This is a genomic window from Nannocystis bainbridge, assembly GCF_028368995.1.
GTDB classification, from domain to species: domain Bacteria; phylum Myxococcota_A; class Polyangia; order Nannocystales; family Nannocystaceae; genus Nannocystis; species Nannocystis bainbridge.
In genome coordinates this window covers 244,379-267,994 of sequence record NZ_JAQNDL010000003.1, presented here as the reverse complement: position 1 = coordinate 267,994, position 23,616 = coordinate 244,379, and the positions used below count along the sequence as shown (strand labels likewise).

14 protein-coding genes are annotated in these 23,616 nt (G+C 71.5%); 6 read left to right on the top strand and 8 right to left on the bottom strand.

Translation table 11 applies throughout. From position 1 onward, the window contains the following. Positions 1 to 3 precede the first annotated feature (3 nt). The gene (locus tag POL25_RS26515; RefSeq protein ID WP_272088990.1) at positions 4 to 1,446 is read right to left on the bottom strand and encodes a serine/threonine-protein kinase; all 1,443 of its coding nucleotides are present in this window, start codon (positions 1,444 to 1,446) and stop codon (positions 4 to 6) included. A 476-nt stretch (positions 1,447 to 1,922) separates the two neighbouring features. On the opposite strand from POL25_RS26515, the gene POL25_RS26510 reads away from it, so the two are divergent. The 3 genes from POL25_RS26510 to POL25_RS26500 are packed head-to-tail and all read left to right on the top strand — an operon-like array spanning position 1,923 to position 8,108. Then, positions 1,923 to 4,883, top strand: coding sequence for a carboxypeptidase regulatory-like domain-containing protein (locus POL25_RS26510; RefSeq protein ID WP_272088989.1), 2,961 nt, complete (start codon positions 1,923 to 1,925; stop codon positions 4,881 to 4,883). Positions 4,884 to 4,905: 22 nt separating this feature from the next. Further along, a complete protein-coding gene (locus POL25_RS26505; RefSeq protein ID WP_272088988.1) occupies positions 4,906 to 6,576 on the top strand; it encodes an RNA polymerase sigma factor in 1,671 nt (556 codons plus the stop codon). 53 nt (positions 6,577 to 6,629) lie between these two features. After that, complete coding sequence (locus POL25_RS26500) at positions 6,630 to 8,108, top strand: Ig-like domain-containing domain (RefSeq protein ID WP_272088987.1); 1,479 nt, start codon at positions 6,630 to 6,632, stop codon at positions 8,106 to 8,108. Between the two features lie 246 nt (positions 8,109 to 8,354). Here POL25_RS26500 and POL25_RS44540 read toward each other — a convergent pair whose 3' ends face one another. The 3 genes from POL25_RS44540 to POL25_RS26485 all read right to left on the bottom strand — a co-directional run bounded on the left by POL25_RS44540 (position 8,355) and on the right by POL25_RS26485 (position 12,925). Continuing rightward, the gene (locus POL25_RS44540; protein WP_272088986.1) at positions 8,355 to 9,188 is read right to left on the bottom strand and encodes an EamA family transporter; all 834 of its coding nucleotides are present in this window, start codon (positions 9,186 to 9,188) and stop codon (positions 8,355 to 8,357) included. A 270-nt stretch (positions 9,189 to 9,458) separates the two neighbouring features. Continuing rightward, positions 9,459 to 9,866, bottom strand: coding sequence for a response regulator (locus POL25_RS26490; RefSeq protein WP_272088985.1), 408 nt, complete (start codon positions 9,864 to 9,866; stop codon positions 9,459 to 9,461). Further along, positions 9,863 to 12,925, bottom strand: a complete 3,063-nt coding sequence (locus POL25_RS26485; protein ID WP_272088984.1) for an ATP-binding protein — start codon at positions 12,923 to 12,925, stop codon at positions 9,863 to 9,865. The genes POL25_RS26490 and POL25_RS26485 overlap by 4 nt, the downstream gene beginning before the upstream one ends. 306 nt (positions 12,926 to 13,231) lie before the next feature. On the opposite strand from POL25_RS26485, the gene POL25_RS26480 reads away from it, so the two are divergent. Beyond that, positions 13,232 to 14,356: a mechanosensitive ion channel family protein gene (locus POL25_RS26480; protein WP_272088983.1), complete on the top strand. Its 1,125-nt coding sequence runs from the start codon at positions 13,232 to 13,234 to the stop codon at positions 14,354 to 14,356. 343 nt (positions 14,357 to 14,699) lie between these two features. Then, the gene (locus POL25_RS26475) at positions 14,700 to 15,941 is read left to right on the top strand and encodes a metallophosphoesterase (protein ID WP_272088982.1); all 1,242 of its coding nucleotides are present in this window, start codon (positions 14,700 to 14,702) and stop codon (positions 15,939 to 15,941) included. A 78-nt stretch (positions 15,942 to 16,019) separates the two neighbouring features. Here the strand turns inward: POL25_RS26475 and POL25_RS26470 are convergent, their stop codons facing one another. The 4 genes from POL25_RS26470 to POL25_RS26455 form a co-directional block, all read right to left on the bottom strand. Then, a complete protein-coding gene (locus POL25_RS26470; protein ID WP_272088981.1) occupies positions 16,020 to 16,646 on the bottom strand; it encodes a CAP domain-containing protein in 627 nt (208 codons plus the stop codon). Positions 16,647 to 17,111: 465 nt separating this feature from the next. Continuing rightward, a complete protein-coding gene (locus POL25_RS26465; RefSeq protein WP_272088980.1) occupies positions 17,112 to 18,803 on the bottom strand; it encodes an RCC1 domain-containing protein in 1,692 nt (563 codons plus the stop codon). Between the two features lie 312 nt (positions 18,804 to 19,115). Further along, the gene (locus POL25_RS26460) at positions 19,116 to 20,012 is read right to left on the bottom strand and encodes a hypothetical protein (protein ID WP_272088979.1); all 897 of its coding nucleotides are present in this window, start codon (positions 20,010 to 20,012) and stop codon (positions 19,116 to 19,118) included. Positions 20,013 to 20,256: 244 nt separating this feature from the next. Further along, positions 20,257 to 21,741, bottom strand: a complete 1,485-nt coding sequence (locus tag POL25_RS26455; RefSeq protein WP_272088978.1) for a M23 family metallopeptidase — start codon at positions 21,739 to 21,741, stop codon at positions 20,257 to 20,259. Between the two features lie 650 nt (positions 21,742 to 22,391). On the opposite strand from POL25_RS26455, the gene POL25_RS26450 reads away from it, so the two are divergent. Next, positions 22,392 to 23,498 (top strand): hypothetical protein, encoded by a 1,107-nt coding sequence (locus POL25_RS26450; RefSeq protein WP_272088977.1) that lies wholly within the window; start codon positions 22,392 to 22,394, stop codon positions 23,496 to 23,498. Positions 23,499 to 23,616 lie beyond the last annotated feature (118 nt).

The window sequence follows — 23,616 nt, the reverse complement described above, 5'->3', positions numbered from 1 at the left end:
CTCTCAGGTGATACCGATACATGCGAGGTGGGCGCGGGCCAGCTCCGGTTCGTCGACTTGCAGGACGATGAAGTCACGCACCGGCGTGGCGAAGCAGACGGTGAGGTTCAGGCGGGTGACGTCGATCGAGAGCCGCTCGCCGAGCTTGGCCTGGGTGGCGTAGCAGATGACCTCGCGCAGGCCGAAGTCCCGCTGACCGCAATAGACGAGCTTCTCGGCGCCCGGGTCGAGCATCGCCCGCGTGAGGCGCGAGCCGACCCCGTTGGGGTTCGAGTAGAGCCCGGGCCGCTCGCCCGGGTGGCCGACGACCGTCAGCGCGAGCGAGACCTCGGCGTAGCGCTGCAGCACGAGCTTGCACGACAGGCCGGCGTTGATCGGGACCTCGAACCCGTGGCGCAGCTCGCCGGCGCTCAGGGCGACAGGATGCAAGATCACCGTGAACTCCGGGGTGTTGAGCAGGATCGGGACCGTCGACGGCGTCACCTCGACCACGCGCCAGTTCTCGGGCAGGGCCACCTCGAATTCGTCGTGCGCGGGCACGGCGGCGGCGAGCGACTGCTCGAGCGCTTCCAGCAGCTCGCGGGCGGTGGCGTAGCGGTCGCGCGGATTGATGGCGACGGCGCGCGAGAGCACCGGCTCCCAGGCGCCGACGTCGAGCCCGACGAGCCCAGGGGTCGGCCTTCGCAAGGCGCAGGCGCCGTGCTCCGCGTCGCTGGCCGAATTGGGGTAGGGCAGGTATCCGGTGAGCAGGTGATAGAGGATGAGCCCGAGCGCGTGGACATCGGTGAAGGTGCCCGTGCGGTGCTGCAGCAATTGCTCGGGGGCGGGGTACTTCGGTGAGTGGGCGATCAGGACCGAGCCGGTGGGCGCGTCCTCCGGCGCCGCGGGCTCCTCGTAGGCGGGGCGAATACAGGCGATGCCGAAGTCGATCAGACGAATACGCCGACCGTGGGCGGATTCAGACACGATGATGTTGTTGGGCGCGACGTCCCGGTGGGCGATGCCGTGGGCGTGGGCCTCGGCGAGCGCCTCGATCACCGGCCTCAACAGCTCGAGCGCGTCGCGCGGGGACCACTCGACGCGCGGGCTTTGGCGCAACAGCTCCGCCAGCGTGCGGCCCTCGATCCATTCGAGCGCCATCCACGGCACGTTTCCGCGCTCGGGCAGGCTGATCGTCCCGCAGTCGTAGGGTCGCACGATCGCCGGGTGCTCGAGCGCGGAGAGGATCTTGATCTCCTGGAAGAAGTGCGAGATGGCCTCCTGCTCGATGGAGGCCTCGGGAGTGGCCAGCGGGCAGAACACCTTGACGGCGATTTCTTTGTGCAGCGAGAGGTGGCGGCCGCGATAGACGACGCCGAAGCCGCCTCTTGCGACCGCGCGATCGAGGGCATACGTGCCCTTTAATGTGGTTCCGCGCAGACGCAGGATATCGATGTCTTCACTCATGGCCGCCCATCCCCCACGATAACGAGAGCTCCAGCCTGGGCCTAGTTTGCGCCGCCTCGCCGAGGTGATCAATCCATTTTCGCGGCGGGCGGATTCGGTCGGCTCGGGAGCGGCGTTCCGAGCGGGACGACGGATGAGCTTCCTGTCCGCTTGCCTACCCGCGAATACAGCGCCGGACGAACGGCTCGGGCGAAAATGCTCGGCGATGCGTGCGAAGGAGTGACGCGTCAGGCCGCGATGTCATTGGCATCGGATGCCGGGTCTGTCGATTGGCCGCACGGTTGCCCGTCTCGCGGACGAGGATCGAGGACTGCGCCGCAGCGGAGAGCGGCGAATGGGGCCGACAGGCGTGAAGGCCGCACCGCGGCGCTGCGTGGTGCGCGAGCCAGGCGATGAAGTCCGTGATACGGTCGCGGTGCTGCGGCACGCCAGGGCTGGACAAATGTGCAAGGCGGCTGCGACAGGACCTTTCAGACATGACCCAAACGACACGGAAGTTCGTGACTGCGGCTGCGATCGGGGTGATCGCGCTGCTCCTGGGGTGGTGGTGGACGGTGCGGGGCCGCGAAGAGGTCGCGGGACCGGAGGAGGCGCCGGACGGCGGTGGGCCGGTGTTTGCAAACGGTCCGCGCGTCGACGGGGCGGGGCCGGGGCGGCTCGATCTGCGTCTGGTGGACCGGGCGGCGATCTCGGGCCGCGTGCGCGAGGCGGACGGTCGTGGGATCGGCGGGGCGACGGTTTGTGTGGGTAGCTCGGCGTCGGGGCTCGACAGCAAGGAGCAGGCGAATCGCACGTGTACGACGAGCGCGGGCGACGGCAGCTATCGCGTCGAGGGGTTGTTGCCGGTGCCACAATTCGTCCACGCGAGCGCGGCGGGGCATGTGCCGGGGCAGTATCGTGCGGGTCCTGGCCAGCGCGCGCGCACGCTGGTGACGCTGCGCGCGGGGCAGGAGACGCGCGAGGTCGATGTGGTGCTATTGGCCGGCGGGGTCGAGCTCAAGGGAGTGGTGCGCGACCTCAGCGGCGGCGAGCTCGAGGGGGCACAGGTGTCGTCGGGCTTCGCCCACGGGCGTACGGGGGCGGACGGGCGGTTCACGCTGTGGGTGGCGCCGGGCGAGGCGTACCTCGAGGCGCACGCCGATGGCTACGCGCGCGGCTGGATGATGGGCGTGGCGCCAGGGATGACGTTCGAGATCGCGTTGACGCCGGAGTCGGTGCTGGTCGGTCGCGTGGTGCGAGCGGAGGACGGGGCGCCGGTGGCGGGCGCGAGCGTGCTCGCGGTGAAACCCATGGAGAGCTCCGCGGAGGCGATCAGCGATACGAACGGCAATTTCCGCATCGAGGGCTTGAAGCCGGGGGCGTACCGACTCGAGGCATTCCACGACGAGGCCTATGGGGTAGGAGCCGAGAGCGCGGTGCTGGGGCTGGGTGAGACTTCGGAGCCGATCGTGATCCGGGCGCATCCGGCGTACCTGGTCGAAGGGACAGTCACGGTCGCGGGCGGCGAATCATGCGAGCAAGGGTGGGTGCGCATCACCGACACGGCGGTCGGGTCGCGCGCGGGCGAGGTCGAGGCCGATGGGCTGGTGCGGATCCGCGGGGTCCTTCCGGGGTCGTACGAGCCGCAGGTCGAGTGCGACACGTACGTGGCGGAGCCGACGTACGCGCCGGTGGCGGTGGTCGACGCGGCGATCCGCGGGCTGCGCTGGCAGGTGCAGCCGGGCCAGGCGATCCGCGGTCGGGTGGTGCTGTCCGGAGGGACAGGTGCGCGCGGGCTCCACGTCGGCGCCGAGCCGCAGCCCGATCCGTCGGCGCCGCGGGCCCAGGCGACGCGGGCGTGGTCGGAGCGCACGGCGGACGATGGCCGCTTCGAGCTGCTCGGGCTGCTGCCGGGCCGCTATCGCGTGAGCGCGTCGTCGAACGAGCACCCGCGCCCGGAGCCGCCGCTGGAGGTCGAGCTGCCTGCGGGACAGGACCTCGAGGACATCTTGCTGACGCTGCCGGCGACGGGCGAGCTGCGCGGGACGGTGAAGGACAGCGAGGGGCTGGCAGTGAAGGGCGTCGAGGTGACGCTGCGCGGGGAGCAGCAGGAGCTGCCGACGACGCGCACGCTCGACGACGGCAGCTTCCGCCTGAAGCAGGTGCCGGCGGGCTCGTATCGGGTGCAGGCGGTCCAGGGCTGGGTGCCGCTGCAGGCGCCGGGGACCACCGACGACGATGTGCAAGGGACGGCGGTGACGATCGCGACCGGCGAGGTGCGCGAGGTGCAGTTGGTGGTGGAGTCGCAGCACGGGCGGATCGGCGGGCGCGTGGTCGACTCCGCCGGCGGGCCGCTGTCGGACGCGTTCGTCGAGGCGACGCGCGAGAGCGACAGCCCGGCGGCAGGGATGGGCGACGCGCTCCGCGATTCGCGGTGGTCGTTCTTCGGGGCCGAGACGCGCAAGCTGACCGACCAGGACGGCCGCTTCGAGCTGTCGGGGCTGAGCGACGGGAAGTACACGCTGGTGGCCCAGCGGCGCGGCGGCGGCGAGGGCTCGGTCGAGCACGTGGCGACCGGGAACGAGGTGGAGATCAAGATCGCGGACGCTGGGTCGATCGCCGGGACGGTGCGGATCCAGGGCGGGGGCGCGCCGGAGAAATTCGAGGTGTCGCTGCACGAGCCGAGCACGGGCTGGCGCAGCAGTGACAGGTTCTTTCGGACAGGTGGTGTGTTTCGCTTCCCGGAGGTGCCGCGCGGCGACTACAGGGTGATCGTGGAGGCGGCCGAGGGCTCGAGCTCGGCCAAGACGAGCGTGGGCGAGGGCGGCCGGGCGGAGGTGCAGATCGAGCTGCTGCCACTCTTGACAGTGCGCGGGCGAGTGATCGACGCCGCGTCGAGCCAGCCGGTGCCGGGGATGGAGGTCCGGATCCGCGCGCGCGGGCAGGTGCAGATGTTCACGCCGTACGACCAAACGCCGCGCGGGCAGACTTCGGACGCGGAGGGCCGCTTCGAGGTCGAGAAGGTGGCGGCCGGCCCGGTCGACGCGATGGTGCTGCCGAAAGATTGGGTCGAGAACGGGTACGGCTGGTCGTCGATCGCGCTCGAGTTGCCGACGACAGGAGCTACGTCGGTCGAGCTGCCGCCGCTGCGGATCGCCAAGAAGCGCCGCTCGGAGAACGAGGCGCCGGGAGACCTGGGGCTGCGGGTGCAGCCCTCTGCCCCGGGGACGGAGCCGGGCGAGGCGAAGCTGATCGTGGGGTCGGTGCGCCCGGGCGGGCCGGCGATGCGCGCAGGGCTGCAGATCGGCGACGAGATCGTGAGCGTCGATGGGCAGGACGTGACAGGGGCGAATGGATATCTGTTCCAGGAAATGTCAGCAGTACCGGCAGGGACGGCGGTGAAGCTGGGGCTCGGGCGCGGCGCGACGATCGAGGTGGTGGCGGATGCGATGAAGTGAATGGGAGGTCAGCGCCTGATGAATGATGGTCGCCGGGGCGCGGAGGGCGGTGGAGCCGCCATTTTTCATGCGAAGCCTGAGGGGCGAAAGTGCGCGGCGGAGGGGTGCATTTTTCGTTACGATCCTGGCGGGCTGCCTGCAAGGAGGGGGGCGAGGAGCCTGCATGAACGAGAACCTGCCGAGCCGTCCGAGTGAGTCCCTGAGCGAGGCGTGTGCGCGTCACGAGGCGTACCTGCGCGGGCGGTTGCGCGGGCTGGGGGTGCCGGAGGCGGGGCTCGACGACGCGGTGCAGGACGTGTTCGAGGTGCTGGTGCGGCGGATCGGGGCGTACGACCCGCGGTTCTCGCTGCGGCAGTGGATGGCCGGAGTGGCGCGCAAGATCGCCCGGAGGCATCGGGAGCGGGCTGTGCGGGCGCCGGGGGTGCTGGACGAGGCGGAGGTGGCAGCGCCGGGGCCGGACCCGGAGGGCTGGGCTGCGCGGCAGGAGGCGCTGGCGGAGCTGCAGGGGTTCCTGGGCGAGCTGGACCCGGATCGCTGGGCGGTGTTCGTGCTGTCGGAGATCGAGGGGCTGCGCGGGACGGAGATCGCGGCGGAGCTGGGGGTCAACCTCAGCACGGTGTATGCGCGGCTGCGGGTGGCGAAGGAGAGCTTTGAAAAGAGGTTGGCGCGGCGGCGAGGGGAGCGGTGGCGCTCGTGGTCGTGGCTGCCGCTGTTCGGGGAGCCGTCGCTGCGCAGTAGCGCGGCGTTCACGACGCCGCTGGTGCTGCTGACGTTGATTACGACGAGCGCGGGGGGAATGTTGGCACTGCGCGGTTGTAGGGATGCGGAGGCCGGAACGGTCGCGGAAGGCGGCGAGGTGCGGGCGAGCAAGCGATTGCCAAGAGAGGCGAGGATGGCCGGCGTGCCGGCGCGAGAGGCCGATCCGGCGGGCTCGGCGGCACGAACGGGGGAGGTTGCTGCAGGGGGATCGGACGCGACAGAATCATCGGAGTGGATCCGGGGACCACGCGGTTCGGCGAACCTCTCGGGGAGGATGTGGAAGCACGCGCTGCGAGCTCGCACGAGCGAGGACGTGCTCGAGGTGGCGATCGATTATGACGGACCGGCGGCGGGCGAGATCGACGACGGGATCGGCTGGGTCGAGCTCGAAGGGTTGACGCGGGTCGAGGGGCCGGGCTCGTGGCCGCTCACGCTGGGACCGGAGGAGAAGCGGACGATCACGCTGCGGATGCGGGCGACGCGAGAAGGGGTGGTGCGGGCCATGTACGCCCACGGGCCGCAGATGGGGATCCCGACCGGCATGATGGGGTTTTGGTTCGTCCACGAAGGCGGGCGACTGCGGCCGTGTCGGGAGCAGGAGTGCGCCCGCACCGGGGATTCGATCGAGGAGGCGGCGATCGGCGAGTCGGTCCAGACCGAGCTGAAGAACACGTGCGCGATGGACATCGAGGTGGTGGTGCTGCCGTGCGAGCTCGACTTGCCGCCGCCGGATGCGCCGAAGATTCACCTGGCGGCCGGCGCGGTCCACCCGCTCACGGTCGATGCGGCGATGTGCTTCGGGCGGGTGCGAGAAGACGGCAGCATCAAGAGCACGGCGGCCGGGAGCGATGGGTCCGTGATCACGTTCTATGGGGCCGACTGCGACTGGATTTCGTCGAAGGAGAAGCACCCGCCGCCCGCGGCCCGGCAGTGAAGGTCGGCGAGCGAGGGCTGGTGAGCGAGGGCGAGGTCGGGTAATTTCCGGGCATGGCGCGTCGGCGACGATCGTGGCTCTTCGCTCTCGGGGTGGTGTGTGCGGCGCTTCGGCCGGCGGTAGCGACGGCCAACGGCAACGTGTCGCATCAGTGGATCTCGAAGGCCGCGGCGGAGCTGGTGCCGCCGGAGGGGTCGCTACGGGCATTGGTCGGCGACCCGGCGCTGCGGCAGGCGCTGTTCACCGGGACGATGTTCCCCGACTGGGGCTATACGCCGGGGGCGACGACCGACGAGCGAGCGGCGGGGGAATCGTCGCACTGGGAGCCGGTGCAGGAGGCATATCGCCGGTGGATCGGCGACAACTTCGCGCCGCCGTGGTCGGACGAGGCGCGGCTGCACCTGGCGTTCTACCTGGGGATGACGTCGCACGGGATCGCCGACCAGACGTACGACGCGATGTTCTTCGAGCGCTCGCGGTTCTACGAGGCGAAGGACCACGCGGAGTTCGACCAGGACTCGGACGTGATGTGGGCGGGCGCGAAGGGGCCGGGCGAGGTGCCGATGCTGTGGCTGCCGACGGCGGCGCTGCTTCCGTTGTTCGAGTCGATCGTGGGCAAGGCGATCGACGGCGGGAGCATGGGGCAGAAGGTGGGGCTGGTCGGGTTTGCGATCCACGCGGTGTCGGCGATCGCGGCCGATCCGGAGGGGCTGGCGGACGCGGAGGCGGATTTCCCGTGGGCGGCGGCGCACGACGACGATCCGGCGGTCCCGGGCAATCCGCCGAGCGAGGCGGAGATCGCCCGCCGCTACTGGCAGAGCAACTGGGCGCTGATCCACGAGCAGCCGCTGCCGCGGTCGGTGCTCTGGACATTCCCGGCCGACGGGGCGAGCGGGCACGCGACGGCGGCGGCGTCGATCGAGTCGTGGATCTCGGTGGTGTTCGCGCGCGGGCTCGACGAGGCGACGCTGAGCGCGAGTCAGTTCCATGTGGTCGACTCGGCGGCGGTGGAGGTGCCGATCGAGATCGATCTGTTCTATGGCAGCGACTCGCACGTGGTCCACGTCAAGCCGACGAGCGACCTGCTGGCCGACGAGGTGTATGTGGTGACCGTGGATGCCGGGGTGCAGACGATCCACGGCGAGGCGCTGGCGGGCTGGAGCTTCACGTTCTCGACCGGGGCGATGGGGCCGCCGCCGGTGAACGACGACGGGTTCTGGGACGTGGCGGATGATTATGGGCCGGAAGAGGGGAGCAGCAGCAGCAGCGGGGAGGAGAGCACGAGCAGCAGCGGCGGGCCGGAGCCGACGAGCTCGAGCACGGGCGGCGAGGTGGTGACGGGGGCGGGCAGCTCGGGAGAGGCGAGCAGCAGCGGGGATGCGTCGAGTACGGCGGTGGAGGACGCGGCGACGGCCGGGACGGACATGGCGGAGAGCGGCTGCGCGTGCGCGACGGAGGGCCGGGCGGGAGCGTCGGGATGGTGGCTGCTGGCGCCGCTGCTGGGGCGGCGCGGGCGGGGTCGTCGGCGATAGGTCGATGCCGCAACCAGATCGAGGTCGTCCATCCGCCCGTGGGCGGTCTTCGAATTGCACCGCGTCCCGTGAGCTTGTTGTGACGGCACGGCTCGGGGCGAGCGTCGCGGGAGTGCTCGCGCGACCGGAGCGCGGCTCGGCTTGATGTCTGCGAGGACAGGTGCTCTGGGGCATGTCCCCGAGGGCATGTTCATGGGGGCATGTTCTCGGGGGCATGTCTCGAAGGACATGCCATCGGCGGCGCGCTCACGCGGCCAGGATCAGCGCCGCGCCGAGGGCGATCGCGGCGGCCGCGGCGGCGCGCAGCGGGGTCACGCGCTCTTTGAGCCAGACGACGGCGATGACGGTGGCGACGAGGATGCTGGTCTCGCGCAGGGCCGACAGCGGGGCGGTGGGGCCGAGGCGATAGGCGGCGAGGGCGAGGCCGTAGGTGCCGATGCTGAGGACGCCGGCGACGACGCCGGGCCGCCACTGCTCGCGGGCGACCGCGAGCACGCCGCGGCCGCGGATGGCGGCGAACACGGTGCTGATGACGGTGCCGTGGAGGACGAACAGCCAGGCGATGTAGCTGGCGGCGGACGGGGCCGCGCGCACGCCCGAGGCGTCGATGACGGTGTAGGCGGCGATGCACACGCCGGTCAGCAGCGACCAGCCGAGCGCGGCGCGGCTGAGGTGGCGGCCGAAACCCATGGCGAGCATGCCGGCGCCGATGGCGAGGATGCCGACCAGCTCGAGCGGGCGCGCGGGCTCGTGGAACACGCCGAGGACGACCACCGCAGTGAGCAGCGGGGCGCTGCCGCGGGCCACCGGATAGGCGGCCGAGAAGTCGCTGACCTCGTAGGCGCGCACCAGCGAATAGAGGTAGACGAGGTGAATCACCAGCGAGACGAGCAGCCAGGGCCACGCGCCCGCGGGCAGCGGGACGAAGGCGAGGGCGGGCAGGACGACCGCGGCGCTGGCGGCGTCGATGAGGGCGCGGCCGACCAACTTGTCGCTGCCGGCCTTGAGGATCGCGTTGACGGTGGCGTGCAGGACGCCCGACAAGAGCACGAGCCCATAGGCGAGGTCGGTGTCGCTCACGCGGGCGACGATAGTCGCTCGCCACGGCGTCCGCCACGGGCCGGCGGCGAGGGGGCGCGCCACGACCTGCGAATGGGCAGGCGGCGGCTCAGGGCCGCGAAGACGGCGGTGATTCGCCGAGCGCGGGAGGGCTCGGTCGCCGGGCCGCGAAGACGGCGGTGATTCGCCGAGCGCGGGAGGGCTCGGTCGCGGGCCAGGGCGGCGGTGATTCGCCGGGCGCGGAGGGCTCGGTCGCGGGCCAGGGCGGCGGTGATTCGCCGGGCTCGGGGCTCAGTCGCGGGCCTGGACGGCGGCGCCGACGAGGCGCAGCAGGGTGTCGAGGTCGACCGGCTTTTGTACGCACTCGAAGGCGCCGGCGTTGCGGCAGCGCTGCTCGGTGTCGTCGGAGGCGTAGCCGGTGACGACGATGACCTGCAGGCGGGGGTCGAGCTGGCGCAGGCCGATGAGGGTGTGGAGGCCGTCGATCCCGGGCATGCGCATGTCGGTGATGGCGACGTCGAAGCTGTCGCGGCGACACAGCTCGATGGCCCGCTCGCCGCTGTCGGCGACCTGCACCGAGTAGCCCTCGCTCTCGAAGAAGTCTTGCAGGATCTCGAGCATGTCGCGCTCGTCGTCGATCACCAGCACCCGCGGCATGGCGCAGGCCTCGGTGGCGCCGCCGGCGTCGACGGCGGTCACGGGGCCTCCTGGGCTTCGGGCGGCTCGGAGGGCCCGGACGGGACCAGCGGGAGCCAGATCCGGACCGCGGTGCCGCGACCGAGCTCGCTGTCGACGCGGATCGAGCCGCCGTGGGCCTGGACGAATTTCTGCGTCATCGGCAGGCCGAGGCCGGTGCCCTTGCCCGGGGCTTTGGTGGTGTAAAACGGTTCGAACACGTGGGGGAGGGCCTGCGGGGCGATGCCGACGCCGCTGTCGCGGACGAGGATCTCGGCGCCTTCGACGTCGTCGTCACCGGTGGCGGCGCGCGCCGTGACCTCGATGATACCACCACGACCGGTGGCGTCGGCGGCGTTGCCGATCACATTCAGCAGCGCGGACTCGAGCGCGGGGCGGTGGACGACCAGGGCGGGCAGCTTCTCGGGCACGAACTCGGCGACGAGGCGAATCCCTCGCTCCAGGGCCTCGGGGCGGGCGAGCTCCAGCAGCCACGAGAGCACCTGGCCGAGCTCGCAGCGCTCGGCGACCTGCGGGCGGCGGCGACTGTAGGCCAGCAGCGCCTCGACCAGGCCGGCGCAGCGCTGCGAGTGCCGCTCGATCCGCTCGAGCGTGCGGCGTACGAATGGGTCGCGCGAGCCGCGGCGCAGCAGCATCTGCGCGCTCATGCGAATGATAGCGACCGGATTGTTGAGCTCGTGCGACAGGCCGGCCACGAGGGTGCCGACGGCGGCCATCTTGCTCGACTGTACCAGTTGGTCCTGGGTCTCCTCGAGGATCCGCAGGGTCTGCTCGAGCTCCTGCTTCTGGGCGACGATCTCGAGGTGGACGCGGTGCAAGCGGAGGGCCGCGCCGATGCGGGCGCGCAGCTCGGCGGGGGCGAACGGCTTGGGCAGGTAGTCGTCGGCGCCGACTTCGAGGCCGCGCACGGTCTCCTCGCGGCTGGCCTTGGCGCTGAGGACGATGACCGGGATGTCACGCAGGTCGGGGGCGCGCTTGAGGCGGGTGACGAGCTCGTAGCCGTCCATCTCCGGCATCATGATGTCGGAGACGATGACGTCGGGCCGGCGCTCGCGGGCGGCCGCCAGCGCCTCGGCGCCGTTGACGGTGAGCACGATGTCGTGGTCGGGGCGCAGGACCGCGGCGATGAAGGCCCGCATGTCGGGGTTGTCCTCGGCGACGATGACCCGCGGGCGGCCGGGCGCGGGCGAGGGAGGCTCGACGGCTTCGAGGGCGGCGGGCTCGACCGGCAGCGGGAGGCGCGAGGTCCGGGTCTGCGGCGGGCCCATCCGGGCCAGGCGGTCGGCGTCGATCGGCAGCTCGACGACGAAGCAGGCGCCGTCCCCGAGCTCGCTGCACAGGCGCACGCGGCCGCCCATCGCCTCGGCGAACTCGCGGACGATGGCGAGGCCGAGGCCGAGGCCCTCGTGCTTGCGGCTGCTCGCGGTGTCGAGCTGCTGGAAGCGCTGGAACACCCGCTCGTGCTCCTCGGGGGCGATGCCGGGGCCGGTGTCGGCGACCTCGAGGCGCAGCTGGCCGTCGTCCGCGCGCTCGAGCGAGACGGTGACGGTGCCACCGGCGGGCGTGAACTTGAGGGCGTTGCCGAGCAGGTTGAGGACGATCTTCTCGAACATGCGCGGGTCGAGCGGGACGGTCCGCACGTCGGGCGCGAGGTCGTGGCGCAGGGTGATGCCGGCGCTGCGGGCGGCCGGTTCGGCGTCGGCGACGAGGTCCTCGACGAGGTCGTGGACGTCGACCGGCTCCCACACGACCTTCATCTTGCCGGCCTCGAGCTTTTGATAGTCGAGGATGTCGTCGACGAGACGGCCGAGGCGGGCGGCGTTACGCCACGTGCGGGACAGCGAGGCGCGAGCGGCGTGGCTGAGCGGCTCGGCCGGGTCGGCGAGCAGGGCCTCGAGCGGGCCGAGGATCAGCGTGAGCGGGGTCCGCAGCTCGTGGCTCATCACCGTGAGGAACTCGCTCTTGGCTCGCAGCGCCGCGTCGGCGGCCTCCTTGGCGCGCTGGCTCTCGAGCTCGATGCGCTTGCGCTCGGTGATGTCGACGTAGATACCGAGGAGCCCGGTGACCTGGCCGGCGTCGTCGCGGAGCGGGACCTTGCTGGTGAGGATGAAGGTCTGGCGGCCGTCGGGGCGGCGCAGCGGCTCCTCGATGTCGAGGATCGGCACGCCGCTCGACATGACCCGCTCGTCCATCAGGCGGAAGAAATCGGACTCCTCGGGGCTGGCCCAGATGTCGTGGTCGGTCTTGCCGAGCAGCTGGCGCTCGTCGGTCAGGCCGGTGTGCTCGAGGAACTTCTGGTTGCAGCCGAGGAACCGGCACTGGCGGTCCTTCCAGAAGATCGCCTGCGGCACGTTGGCGAGCAGGTACTTGAGGACCGAGCGCTGCGAGGCCAGCTTCTCCATCGCCCGCTCGCGCTCGGTGACGTCGAGGGCCACGCCGAGCACGCCGGTGACGTCGCCGGCGCCCTCGCGGACCGGGGCGTAGTGGACGTCGAACACGCGGCCGCGCAGCTCGCCGACGATCGTGACCGGCTCGCCGGCGAGGGCCTTGCGGACGCTGTCCAGGATCCACGGCACGTCGTGGTAGGCGTCCCAGCACGAGCGGCCGACGTTGGCCCCGGGGGCGCGGCCGAGCATGGCGAGGCCGTGACCCTCGCTCAGGGTGATGGTCGCGTCGGCGTCGACGGCGAACAGGACCACCGGCGCGTGGTCGAGGATGGTGCGCACGACGTCGGCGTTGGTGATCGGCGCGGGCGTGGGGTCGACCTCGCCGCGCAGGAACACCCACGCGTCGGCGGCGCGCGGGACGACGCGCACGGCCAGGCCGAAGCCGCGGCGGTCGGTCGCCCGCAGGCTGGACTCGCGGGCGCCGGCGCAGGCGTCGTGCAGCGCGCCCTCGGGCGCCCCGGGCAGCAGCGACGCCAGGTCGCGCCCGAGCAACGCCGACCGCTCCGCCCCGAGCATGCGCTCGGCCGCGGGGTTGGCGGAGCGCACCTCGCCGGTGTGGGACACGACCAGCAGGCCGTCGTCGAGCAGCTCCGCCAGCTCTGTCCCCGGGATCACGGCGGGACAAGGATACGTGAGCGCCGCCGGCTCCTCCGTCCCGCTCGCGAAAACAGCGTAGCCCCCCGCCAGAGGCCGCGCGGGGGCTCCGCATCGGCGCCCGCGGGTTCGCCGCACCCCGCGCCGGCGCGCGACGAGGGCCCCGCGCCGACCCGCCGGCCCGTATACGGAGACCGAGTCGGCGCCAGACCGGATGTCTCTTCGGGCATGCTCTTTCGGGCATGTCCTCAAAGGCATGTCCTCTGACGCTTCACGCACGCGCGCAGGCGTGGCGCGCGCGGCGAATTCGGCTATGCTCGCCGCGCCATGGTAGAGGCTGTCGAATCGCTTTTGGAGCGGACCTGGCTGGGAATTACGGGCCTGCAGTGGCTGGCCGCGGCGGTGATCCTGGTGGCGCTGACGCCGACGCTGATGCTGGTGCGGCGGGTGGCGACCCGGCGGCTGCGCAAGCACGCGGTGCGGACGGAGTCGGACGTCGACGACACGCTCGCGTCCTTGATCGAGCGCACGCGCGGGTGGTTCTTCACGCTGATCGGCATGCGCCTGGCGTCGGTGACGCTCGACCTGCCGGAGCGGTGGGACCACCGGATCCACGTGGCGCTGATCATCGGCGGGATGGTCCAGGGCGGGATCTGGGCCAGCACGATCGTGCGCTATCTGGTCGACCGCCGGTTCGCGCGCCACGTGCACGCCGAGGGCGCGTCGCCGCAGGTCACCCCGATCGCCCAGGCGCTGCTGCGCCTGGTCGGGCTGGTGATCGTTTGGTCGATCGTGATGCTGGTGGCGCTGTCGGCGATGGGCATCGACATCACGGCGCTGGTGGCCGGCCTCGGCATCGGCGGCGTGGCGATCGCGCTGGCGGTGCAGAAGGTCCTGAGCGACATCCTCGCGTCGGTCTCGATCATCGTCGACAAGCCGTTCGCCCCCGGCGACTCGATCCAGGTCGGCCAGCTGTCGGGCACGGTGCGGCGGATCGGGATGCGCAGCACCGTGCTCGCGGCCTCTGGCGGCGAGGAGCTGGTGCTCTCGAACAACGACCTGCTGTCGAGCCGGATCCAGAACTTCACCCGCATGCAGGAGCGGCGGGTCGTGCTGCGCATCGGCGTCGTCTACACCACGCCGCAGGAGCTGCTCGAGCGGCTGCCCGACCTGCTGCGCGCGGCCGTCGAGCGGCGCGAGCACGTCCGCCTCGACCGCGCCGCGCTGGTCAACCTCGGCGAATCGGCGATCGAATACGAGGTCGTGTACTGGGTGACCACCGCCGATTATTCGGTGTTCGTCGCGCTCCACCAGCAGCTGCTGCTCGAGCTGCTCCGCGAGATGCGAGGGCTCGGCTACGAGTTCGCGTTCCCCAGCCGCACGCTCTACGTGGTGCCGCCGGAGGAGGGCTTGCCCGCGAACCCGACCGAGCCGGCGAGCCCGGCGAGCTGATTTCCGCGCTGGCGCTGCAAGCGCCCGGTCGGCGAGGCGGGAGCGCAGATCTCCGATGCACGACCTCGGCTGCGCCGAATCGATGCAGACAGTCTGCGGCGTCTTTCGTCGCGGTCAGGCAGCGAGGGGCGCGAGAGAATTTCGTCGACGAGCGCCGAGGGGAGCGCTCGCCGATCGCGGCGATCGTCGCGACGCACGCTCGCCGACGTCGCGCAGGATCGCCGCGGCGAGCACCTCTCGTGACAGTAACCTGTCGCGCGAGACAGCGTGTCTGCGAGGCGTGAGGGCGTGAATCCCAGCGGACGCGCGGCGGAGCGGGCGGCGTTGCCGGTACGATCGGGACATGGTGGATGCTCCTCGTCGCGGGTACCTCGGCCTCGTCACCGCCGCCCTGTCGCTCGTCGCGTGTCAGGACATGCTTCAGGACTATCCCGGTGGTTCGCCGGCGCTGATGGACGAGGAGGGCGAGGAGGGCGGCGACGCGGACGATCCGCGCGGCGCGTGCGAGGTGTGGCCGAACCATGAGGTCGACGCCGACCTGGTCAGCACGCGCGACGCGGAGTTCGTCAGCCAGGTCAAGGCCGGCTGCTCGCTGAACACGATGCCGGACGGGCCGCTGCCGCCGGGCGAGCCGAAGCCCGAGCCGCCGCCGGGGCCGCCGGGGCCGCCGTCGCTGCCGCTGTTCGTCGAGGGCTCGACGACCTTCGCGGTCCTGCCGGATACGCAGTACTACTCGCTGCGCTACCCCAGCGTGTTCTCGACCCAGACCAAATGGATCGCCCGCAAGGCGGTGGAGCGCAACATCGTCTTCGCGTTTCACCTCGGCGACATGGTCCACAACAACGTCGATTCGGAGTGGAAGCGGGCCAGCGCGGCGATGGCCGAACTCGACGGGCTGGTGCCGTATGGGGTGGTCCCCGGCAACCACGACTACGGGCCGCACGGCAACGCCTCGACGCGCGAGACGCTGCTCAACAAGTGGTTCTCGTTCGACGACAGCGAGCTGATGCCTAGCTTCGGCGGGTCGTACGAGGCGGGCAAGCTGGACAACACGTTCCACCTGTTCGACGCCGCGGGCCACGAATGGGTCGCGCTGCTGCTCGAGTGGGGCCCGCGCGACGAGGTGATCGCGTGGGCCAACGACGTGATGTCGCTGTACCCGGAGCGGCTCGGGATCCTCGTCACCCACGCGTACCTCAACCACAACGACCGCCGCTACGATCACAACGACAGCGCGCACCCGCAGGCCTACAACCCGCACGGCTACGGCACGGCGGGCGGGGTCAACGACGGCGAGGAGCTGTGGCAGAAGCTGGTCCGCCAGCACCGCTTCGTGCTCACGCTCAACGGCCACGTGCTCGGCGACGGCTCCGGCTACCTGGCCAGCGTCAACGACCACGGCCGGGTGGTGCACCAGATGCTCTCCAACTATCAGCACCGCGACCTCGGCGGCGAGGGTTACCTGCGCCTGCTCGAGCTCGAGCCCGACGGGCGGACGATGCACGTCCGCACCTATTCGCCGTGGTACGACCAGTACCTCACCGGGTCCGATCAGACCTTCACGATCGAGCTCGACGTCGGCTGAGGGCGGCGCGGCGACGAATGAGGGCACCGCCGATCCACCGGGTGGACGGCGATGCCCCGAGAGCGGACCGCGGCGGGCTCAGTTCTTGCCGAAGTCCTGCGTCCAGTAGTGCTTGTAGGTCGAGCTCGGGGCGTTGTAGTAGCCGATGCCGAGGTGCTTGTAGTTGCCGTTCATGATGTTGTTGCAGTGGCCGGTGCTGGTCATCCAGCCGTTGACGACCGCGGCGGCGGTGGCGTAGCCGGCGGCGATGTTCTCGCCGGCGGCCTTCCACACGTAGCCGGCGGCGGTGATCCGCGCGCTGAAGGCCGAGCCGTTCGAGCCGGTGTGGCTGAAGAAGTTGTTGTCGCCCATGTCCTTCGAGTGGTTGCGGGCGGCGCAGCGCAGCTGGGCCTGGGCGGTGAGGGCCGGGACCGGCGGCTTGGTGACGCCGCCGCAGACCGCCCCCGCGGCGCGCTTCTGGTTGACGAGGGTGAGCACCTGGTCCTCGAGCGTGGCCCACGACGAGTTCCAGCCGGCGTCGCTGCAGGCGAACGAGGGGTCGGTCGCGTCGGTCAGCTCGTCGATGTCGAGCTCGGCGAACTCGGTCGATTCGATGCCGATGCCGATGACGCCCTCGCCGACGGCGTTCGCGGTGTCGTCGTCGACGTCGCAGGCGACGGGGGCGAGGAGGGCGAGGAGGGCGAGAATGCGCGGGGTGTTGTGCATGCTTGCATCTATATCATCCAGGACGCGGCCGTCGCCGGGCGTGCACCCGGCGCCGCGGGCGTGGGCGCGCCCCGGCGATCGCGCGGGCCGCAGAACGCCGCTCTTGGCGATCACGAGCGAGAATATGTCCCAAAAGACCTATGTCTATTCGGGGCGTGCGGTCTGGTGAGGCCGCGAGGCAACGCGGTGAGGCCAGAGCGGCCCAGTGGCATTTGCGCGCCGCATTCCGGGGTGCGTGTAGGCGATTCGCCTTACTCGCGCCTACTGTGGCGTATGCACGAATGCGGAGCTGGCGGAGATTCGTGCATCTGTGCTTCGGGACATGTGGCAGAGACGGCGGCGTCGCGCTCGGCTCGATCGCGGAGCGCGGGGCCGCGACCTCGCAGAGGCGTGCATCGGCCGGTGGTCGCGGCGAGACGGGAGCAGGCCGGCGGTGACCCGCCGGCCTCGCGCCGCGGCGGCGGATCAGGGCAGGGCGACCTGCAGCGGCACGGCGCTGTTGGTCGGGTTGCCGGCGTCGCCCTTGCCGAGCTGGCCGAACGAGTTGAGGCCCCAGGCCCAGACGCCGCCGTTCTCGTCGAACACGACGGTGTGGGCGAGGCCGGCGGCGATCGCCCGCACGGGCGGCAGGCCGGGCACGATCGTCGGCGCGGGGCGATCGGCGTTGTCGCCGAGGCCGAGCTGGCCGGAGAAATTCTGGCCCCAGGCCCACAGCTGGGCGTCGCCGGCGAGCGCGAGCGACAGGTTGCCGGAGGCGGCGACGGTCAGGAGGTCGGCGAACTCGGGCACGGCGACCGGCAGCAGGACGTTGTCGGCGCTGAGGCCGTCGCCGAGCTGGCCGGACACGTTGAGGCCGCAGGCGGCCAGGCTGCCGAGCGGCGCGACGGCGAGGGTGTGGGCCTTGCCGGCGGCGACGGCCACGGCGTCGACCATCGAGATGGCCTTGGGGACAGGTGAGTCGACGGTCATGCCGTCGCCGAGCTGGCCGTCGGTGTTGTTGCCCCACGCCCACACGACGCCGGTGCCGTCGACCGCGGCGGAGTAGGTGCCGCCGGCGGCGATGGCGACGATGTCCTCGAGGCCGGGCACGACGGCGGGCAGCGAGTCGCCGGCGCGGCCGAGCTGGCCGGCGTTGTTGAAGCCGAACGACCACACGTGGCCGTCCTCGGTGAGCGCGAGGCTGTGGCGCTGGCCGGCGGCGACGAGCACGACCTCGGGCAGGCCGGCGAGGGTCGCCGGGACCGCGACGTCGACGGGGGGCGGCTGGCCGAGCTGGCCCTCGTCGTTGCGGCCCCAGACCTTGACGCTGCCGTCGGGCAGGACCGCCAGCGAGTGGTTGAGGTTGGCCGACAGCGAGACCGCGTCGTCGAGGCCCATCATCGCGGTGGGGAGGTGGTGATCGACGAGGTCGCCGGCGCCGAGCTGGCCCTCGTTGTTGCGGCCGAAGCCCCAGGCCGCGCCGTCGACGACCGCGAGCGAGTGGGCCCCGCCGGCGGCCACCGGCACGCCGAGGTGGACGTGGCGCGTGCTGCTGCCGGTGTTGTCGGCCGCGTCGCGGGCGATCAACTGCAGGGAGTTCCAGCCGCGGCGGAGGCGGACGTCGGCGCTGAACTCGAGCACCGGCCCGGGCCCGATCGGGAGCGCGACCGGGGCCTCGCCGTTGACGACGAGCTCGACGGCGACGACCTCGAGGTCGTCGCTGGCCTCGCCGGTGAGGATGAGCCGCCGACTGGCCACGTAGACGTTGTCGAACGGACGCGCGAGGGTCACGGAAGGCGGGGTCTCGTCGACGGCGCCGGTCGAGGTCGAGGTGTCGCCGGTGGTGTCGGTGGTGTCGCTCGTGGTGTCGAGCGTGGTGGTGTCGCTCGTGGTGTCGAGCGTGGTGGTGCCGTCGGTCGTGGTGGTGTCGTCGGTCGTGGAGGTGACCGGCTGAGTGGTGGTGTCCGGGCCGGTGGTGTCGACCGAGGTCGTGGTCGGCGCGACCGTCGTCGGATCGTCGTCGGTGGTGCCGGGGGTGACCGTGGTGCCGGTCGTGTCGGTGGTGCCCGTCGTGTCGGTGGTGCCCGCGGTGTCGCTGGCGCTGGTGGACCCGTCGTCGCCGCAGGCGGCGAGCGAGACGACAGCAGTGAGGAGGACGGTGGTCGAACGGACGATCATGAGGGGCCCCGGACGCGAAGGGGTGCACGGTTTCGCGTTCGAGCTGTTGATATCAGTTTTCAAAAAGACGGGTCAACGGGCCGGGGCGGGTAGGCTGGTAGGGGATGCGTGAGGTAGCATCAACTTTGGCTTTCATTTTCAAAATTCGGACGGCTGACCGGATCCTGGAATGAATGGCGCTTCGGACATGCCCCGCGGGGCATGTCGTAAACGACAGGTCGTGAGGATGTCCCAACGGACAGGTCCGCTCCGGCGCGCGCGGGGCATGGCCGAAGGGACAGGTGATGACGAGGGCGCCGCGGCGCCGCGCGGTCACTCGGCCTGGGCGGCGATGGCGAAGTCGTAGCGGGGGAAGTCGTCGGCGGGCGGCTCGATGTAGCAGTCCTTGAGGCGACGCAGGGCGACGAGGTCGATGGCGTAGGGGACGGCGTCGGCGAGCACGGTGGTCGTCTCGCCCTCGGACATCACGAGCGCCTCGTCGCCGCCCACGAGCACCTGCAGGTGCGCGCGGGCGATGGTCTGGCAGAGCAGGGTGGCGTCGACGACGCCGGTGTCGACGCCGTCGACGAAGGGGCAGTCGTCGAGGCGGGTGAACGTGAAGGGCTCGTAGGCCGCGGGGTCGCCGACCTCGGACAGCAGCGCCTCGCCCTGGGTGACCGCGTACAGCAAGGCGCCGTCGTGGCGCAGCGACAGCCAGGCGTGGCTGGTGAAGGGATAGCCGGGGTCGAAGCCGGTGGCGAACACGTCGAGGATGCTGCCCGCCGGCGGCGAGGGCTGGGGCCGCGGGCCGTGCTCGATGCGGACCACAAAATCGCCGCCGAACTGGGCGGCGAAGTCGGGGCATTGCAGGGTCAGCTCGAGCGCGCTGCCGACCTCGAGCGCGCTGGCGAGGGTGCAGGGCTCGTCGACGTCGCCCTCGGGGAAGACGGCGAACATGCCCTCGTCGGGGTAGTTCTCGCTGCCATCGACTTCACACATGGCTTCGGGGCCGCCGGTGGTCTCGGTGGTGGCGTCGGTGGTCGTGGGGGCCGTCGTGGTGATGGTGGTGGTGGTAAGGGTGGTGGTGGCCGACGAGGTCTCGGAGGTCTCGGAGGTCTCGGAGGTCGCCGCGGTGGTGTCGTCGCCGCCTGGCCCCTTGGGCACGCAGGCGAGCGCGAGGGCGCAGGCAAGCAGGGTGAAGCGACGATAATTCAAACCAAGACAATGCATGCGTCGGAGGTTGGCAGACGGCCGCGAGCGCGGCAAGTGATGGCCCGCGCGCGGGCCCGCAGCCGCGCGTGCTGCCGATCGCATCGGGTGTGGCGAGCGTGCGCAGCGGCGTCGGCGCTCGGCCATTCACTCCTGCTCGGGAGGCCCCAATGCGGCGCGAAGTCGCGGGCGCGAGGAGCCTTGCGAACGCCTCGGGTCGCAGCGGTGGCGGGCTGTCTTTCGGGACAGATCGCCGCAGGCCCGCTCAGGCGCGGCGGCGGCGGGCCAGGAGCAGCAGGACGAAGGCGCCGAGCCAGGCGGGGGCGGGGCGCGAACCGGTGGTGCAGGCGCAGCCGTCCTCGCTGCCGAAGCCGGGCGGGAGGCCAGCGGTGGCCGGGCCGGGGGTGCCGGTGCTGGTGCCGGTGTCGGGCTCGTCGCCGGTGCCGCTGGTGCCGGTGTCGCTGGTGGTCGGCTCGCCGGCGCTGTCGCTGCCGGTGCCGGCGGGAGCCGGGTCGAGGTCGACGTCGAGCAGCCACACGGTGTCACGATCGCCGCGCACGAGGGTGGGGCGCTCGCCGAGCGGCGGGGCCTCCTCCAGGGCGAGCAGGTCGGCGGCGGGCCACAGGGCGGCGGTGTCGAGCGCGAGGTGCCAGGCGGCGGCGGTGGCGAGGTCGGGGACGTGGCGGCGGCGCTGCAGGCCTTCGCCGTCGAGCAGCCAGACGTCGGGGCTGCCGTCGTCGGCGCGCGCGAGGGTCGGCGCGGCGGGGATGTCGATGCTGAGCGCGAAGACCTCGACCTGGGCGTCGGTGAGGGTGACGAGGTCGGTGAAGGCGGAGAACTGCCAGGCGCCGAACACTTCGAGGTCGGCGACGCGCCGACGCACGCCGCGGAGCTGCGGCAGCGGACACTCGAGCACCTGCGGGCTCGAGCCGAGCTCGGGGTTGGCGCCGCCCTGGGTGTCGATGCCGTAGGCGTGCACGGGGCGCGGCTGGCCGTCCTGCACGCTCAGGGGCGTGGGCATGCGAAAGCCGTGCTGGCACGAGCCGATCGCCATGCAGAGATCGTCGCGGGTCACGTCGGCGTCGACGGCGATGCCCACGGCGGCGGGATCGCCGGCAGGGCCGCCGAAGTAGAGGTGGGTGGGGATGACGGCGTCGGGCGCGGAAGGGTCTTGCGACCAACCGACGATGTCGTCACAACCGGCCTGATCGAGGTAGCCGATCGGGGCGAGGTTGCATTCGAGGCGCTCGATGATGTAGGCGTACGGGTCGACGGTGGTGCCCTGAAACACGCCATTGGCGGCGGGCGCCATGGTGAGGTGGAGGTGGGCGCCCTGCGAGCAGCTGCCGGTGTTGCCGACCTGGCCGACCTGCTGGCCCCTGCCGACGGCGGCGCCGATGCCGAGCGGCGAGCCGGCGATCATGTGGCTGTAGCCGGAGAACATGCCGTCGCCGTGCTGGAGGACGACGACGTTGCCGAGGCAGCCGGACCACTGATTGACGACGACGACGCCGTCGGCGACGGCGGGGATCGGGGTGCCGGCACCCTGGGGAAAGTCGACGCCGCGGTGCGGGCTGGTCCGCCCGCAACAGGTGCTGCCCCAGCCGTCGGAGAGGTTGGGGTTGGGGAAGGGCAGCTGATAACAGACGGCAGCGTGGGCGGTGGCCGCGGGCGCTGCCACCAATGCGAGGGCGGCGAGGCGAGCGAGGGCGAGCCGGGTCTCGCGGGCGCGGGCAGGTCGAGCGGGCATGGAGGGCCAGGGTGAAGGAGGCCGCGGCCGCAGGTCAAGCGATCGTGGTCGGGCGCGCAGCGGGGTCCGGCCCCCTCGGCCGGGCCAGCGTGACGCGGAGCCGATGAAAGACAGCTTCGCGGGACCGGGGCGAAGCCGCAGATCGGGGAAGTGCCCAGCGGTGAATGAGGACAGGGTGATTCACCGGTGATTGCGGCGAGGGCCCTGCGCTGCAGGGGCTGGCTGGCGGCGAACCTCTGCCGTGGGCGGTGTCGTATGTGCAATGCGTGGCGGATCGATGGTCGCGGTCACGCCGGAGCGGGCTCTGCGGGGCGAGGGTGCGATCGATTGAACCTCCGCCCGGCGGCCGTTGCGCGCCGACGCCGGAGCGAGCGGTGAGAACCTGGATTCAAAGTGAGGTTCCGCGGGGTTTGTGTCCAGGTTTGGTGGTCTTCATTCAAGGACTGCGAAAGCAAGCGCTCGGGCCGCCGCGGAGGACGGGCCGCTGGGCCGGGCTCGCCGCCGGGAGGCATGGTAGGATATGGCTGAAAGGACATGTCTTAAAAGTTATGTAGGTATTGGGCCGGGGCGCGGTCTCGTTCCGGGCGTCGAGGCCGCGGCGTTGACCGCGGGACGGCGCGCGACGGATTGTGGGGAGTGGAGGTGGTCTGATGAATCGTGGCAATCGACAATTCATCCGTCGCGCGGCTCTGGTGGCGCCAGTGAGCGTCGGTCTTTTCATCGCGGGCTGCGGGGACGACGGCGGGCGGGACTCGGCGACGGCGGGCGGCTCGCTCGGGGCGGTGACGACGGCCTCACCGGGGGACCCGGCCGACGTATCGTCGTCGTCGACGACGGGCGAGGCGCCCGAACCGGCTTCCACGGGCCCGGAGGGCGCGAGCACGGGCTCCAGCGGCGACCCCGGCGAGCCCGAGGAGGCGCCGGCGGGCGGCGAGGAGCCGGACGACTCGGGGCCGAAGTTCGACCTCGGCGATTCGCCGGCTCCGGGCGAGCCGCAGGCGGACAAGCCGTGCGTCAAGATCGATCTGCTGTTCGTGGTCGACAATTCGAGCAGCATGAAGCAGGAGCAGGTCAACCTGGTGGCCAGCTTCCCGACGTTCGTCAGCGAGATCCAGCAAGAGCTCGCCGACGCCGAGAGCCTGCACCTCGGCGTGGTCACGACCGACGATTACGAGCACAACGAGCCGGGCTGCGCCGACACGCTGGGGGCCCTGGTGACGCAGACGACCGGCGCCAAGGGGGCGAGCGACGCGGAGTGCGGGCCGTTCGTCAGCGGCCATCGCTTCATGACCGAGGCCGACGATCTGCCGACGCGCTTCACCTGCGCCGCCCAGGTCGGGATCGACGGCAGCGGCGACGAGATGCCGATCGACGCGGCCCTGGCGGCGCTCGGGCCGGAGCTGGCAGGGCCCGGCGGGTGCAACGAGCAGTTCGTCCGCGAGGACGCGCTGCTGGTGCTGGTGCTGATCACCGACGAGGAGGAGGAGGGCTCGGCCGGCGATCCGCCGCAATGGTTCGAGGCGATCACGGGGCTCAAGGGCGGGGTCGAGTCGAACGTGGTGGTGCTGTCGCTGATCGGGCCGAAGGATCCGGCCTGCGAGGACGCGGCGGAGGTCGGCGAGCGCCTCATCGCATTCACCGAGCTGTTCACATACGGCAGCGTGGGCCAGATCTGCGCCGAGAACTATCAGATGTTCTTTCACGAGGCGATCGCGGGCATCGCCGAGGCGTGTGACGGGTTCGTGCCGCCGGGCTGAGGCGGCGCGGCTGGCGCCGGCGAAACGCGGGTGTCCTGCGCATGCAGAGGAACCCCCTGGAGATCGAAGCGGGTGCGGGTGGATCCGCTTGGAATCTCGGCCAACAGGTCTGTCCCAG

Excerpts from the sequence above, each read along its gene's own strand:
- POL25_RS26515 (WP_272088990.1), bottom strand. The coding sequence starts at position 1,446 with ATGAGTGAAGACATCGATATCCTGCGTCTGCGCGGAACCACATTAAAG.
- POL25_RS26510 (WP_272088989.1), top strand. The coding sequence starts at position 1,923 with ATGACCCAAACGACACGGAAGTTCGTGACTGCGGCTGCGATCGGGGTG.
- POL25_RS26505 (WP_272088988.1), top strand. The coding sequence starts at position 4,906 with ATGATGGTCGCCGGGGCGCGGAGGGCGGTGGAGCCGCCATTTTTCATG.
- POL25_RS26500 (WP_272088987.1), top strand. The coding sequence starts at position 6,630 with ATGGCGCGTCGGCGACGATCGTGGCTCTTCGCTCTCGGGGTGGTGTGT.
- POL25_RS26480 (WP_272088983.1), top strand. The coding sequence starts at position 13,232 with ATGGTAGAGGCTGTCGAATCGCTTTTGGAGCGGACCTGGCTGGGAATT.
- POL25_RS26475 (WP_272088982.1), top strand. The coding sequence starts at position 14,700 with ATGGTGGATGCTCCTCGTCGCGGGTACCTCGGCCTCGTCACCGCCGCC.
- POL25_RS26470 (WP_272088981.1), bottom strand. The coding sequence starts at position 16,646 with ATGCACAACACCCCGCGCATTCTCGCCCTCCTCGCCCTCCTCGCCCCC.
- POL25_RS26465 (WP_272088980.1), bottom strand. The coding sequence starts at position 18,803 with ATGATCGTCCGTTCGACCACCGTCCTCCTCACTGCTGTCGTCTCGCTC.
- POL25_RS26460 (WP_272088979.1), bottom strand. The coding sequence starts at position 20,012 with ATGCATTGTCTTGGTTTGAATTATCGTCGCTTCACCCTGCTTGCCTGC.
- POL25_RS26455 (WP_272088978.1), bottom strand. The coding sequence starts at position 21,741 with ATGCCCGCTCGACCTGCCCGCGCCCGCGAGACCCGGCTCGCCCTCGCT.
- POL25_RS26450 (WP_272088977.1), top strand. The coding sequence starts at position 22,392 with ATGAATCGTGGCAATCGACAATTCATCCGTCGCGCGGCTCTGGTGGCG.